The organism is Pseudoalteromonas sp. ESRF-bin5 (assembly GCF_002632075.1).
In the GTDB taxonomy this organism is placed as follows: domain Bacteria; phylum Pseudomonadota; class Gammaproteobacteria; order Enterobacterales; family Alteromonadaceae; genus Pseudoalteromonas; species Pseudoalteromonas marina.
Map to the genome: position 1 here is coordinate 1 of NZ_NTLW01000007.1, position 1,489 is coordinate 1,489.

General features: G+C 36.4%; 2 protein-coding genes and 1 pseudogene. All 3 read left to right on the top strand.

Annotated features, from left to right (window positions below; genetic code table 11):
- Positions 1-327 precede the first annotated feature (327 nt).
- On the top strand, positions 328-786 hold the full coding sequence (locus BCG07_RS00070) for a hypothetical protein (protein ID WP_033024881.1): 459 nt from the start codon (positions 328-330) through the stop codon (positions 784-786).
- Positions 787-924: 138 nt separating this feature from the next.
- Entirely contained in the window at positions 925-1,227 is a 303-nt protein-coding gene (locus tag BCG07_RS00075) for an immunity protein TriTu family protein (protein ID WP_033024886.1), read from the top strand.
- Between the two features lie 81 nt (positions 1,228-1,308).
- Positions 1,309-1,467: pseudogene (locus tag BCG07_RS00080) on the top strand (transposase); the annotation flags it as partial.
- Positions 1,468-1,489 lie beyond the last annotated feature (22 nt).

A 1,489-nucleotide genomic window follows, 5' to 3' on the forward strand; every position in this document is an offset into this window, starting at 1 on the left:
GTATTGAGCAAGCTAGAAAAACACTATAAATGCGACAAAATCTAAGCTTAAAAATCAGATAAAAACCCGAGGGTTGGCCAAAAAGACAACGATGAATTCACAATGCAAAGCAACCTTTACCAAGGTGAGCGCTAGTTTAGGACTAATAAGAGGAAACTTTCCTTTTTTCTACATGCTTAAATAACCTAAATTAAGCATAATATTTATAGCTGGCAATAAGTTACACTATTTGCTAATAGTAAAAACTCATGAATTAGGACCTTTTTAAGCTAATATAGGGAAAGTGTCCTTTGATTAAATTGTTATATTTACCTAGGCATACATTGAATGTATTTACTTCTTTTAGCTTTCTTTTCATCCGCTGTCGTTACAGATGTTACTGGATATTGGATTGGCGAAACCGAAGATAAAAATAGGCTATTTCTTACATTTCGTGGAATAGACGGCACTTACGCTTCTCTACAGCAAAAATTAAACGAGGGTGAAGTTGAACAGTGGCATATTCAATTTGGTTATTGGGAGTTAGCTTCAAACGAAATCTCAACTTCTATAGTTGGAATGCATAGTGAAGATGGTACTAAAGTTTTAAGCGCATGCGTCAGCCCCAAAGTTACCTATTCCATTGATACATTGGGAAACGATATTCTTAGGTATACTTCGAAAAAGTCAGGCACTACTTATTCAACTAAACGTTCAACAGTAGAGCAAGACAATGAAAAAATTTCCAACCAGACACTTGAATTCATAAGGGATAAACTTGCTAAACACAAGGAAGTTTGTGAGTAAATATAACAACTCAATAAACTCGCTCACTTCGTTCGCTGGAACGCATACACGCAGGGCGGCTTCGCCATTATGCCCTACGTGCCTGCGCCCGTTATTGAAAAGTTATGTTTCAGTGTTATCACAATAAGTTTACACGATATGAATAAATTACTGAGTTACCTAGAAGAATGGAAAATATCTAAAACTAAGATATTTGAAAGTGAAGGCTATAAAGCTACTATCACTAAAGTACTAGGTGATTCTAAAAAAGCTCGCTACATAGATCTTGATACAGAAAAGTTAGTTTCAAGAGCGACACTTTGGGAAACTGGAGAATTAGAATTAGAAGCTTTAGATTTTCAATCAGAGAAACAAGTAATTCAATTGTCTGTAATTACCGTCGAAATTTGGGAATTGGATGATAAGTTAAATTGGTGGCTTAGTGAAGTTGCAACGTATTGAAAACATAACAATGCACTCAAAAGGGTAATTACTCCTCCCCCGTTTTAGTGGACACCTCCTCATTACTTTGAGGAGGCTAAAATGCCTAGGTATACCCAATCTAGAAAAACATGGTTTTACCCCGTTAATTTCAAAATCAAAGCAGTCGAACTAAGCTTACGATACGATGTCATGTCAAAGGACGTTGCCGAGGCGCTAGATATTCATACGTTAATGCTTAGTCGTTGGCGCTTCGCTTATCCGACCTACACAACCTAATAAC

Bases quoted from the DNA above. Each gene is read 5' to 3' on its own strand.
- BCG07_RS00075 (WP_033024886.1), top strand. From the start codon at position 925: ATGAATAAATTACTGAGTTACCTAGAAGAATGGAAAATATCTAAAACT.
- BCG07_RS00070 (WP_033024881.1), top strand. From the start codon at position 328: ATGTATTTACTTCTTTTAGCTTTCTTTTCATCCGCTGTCGTTACAGAT.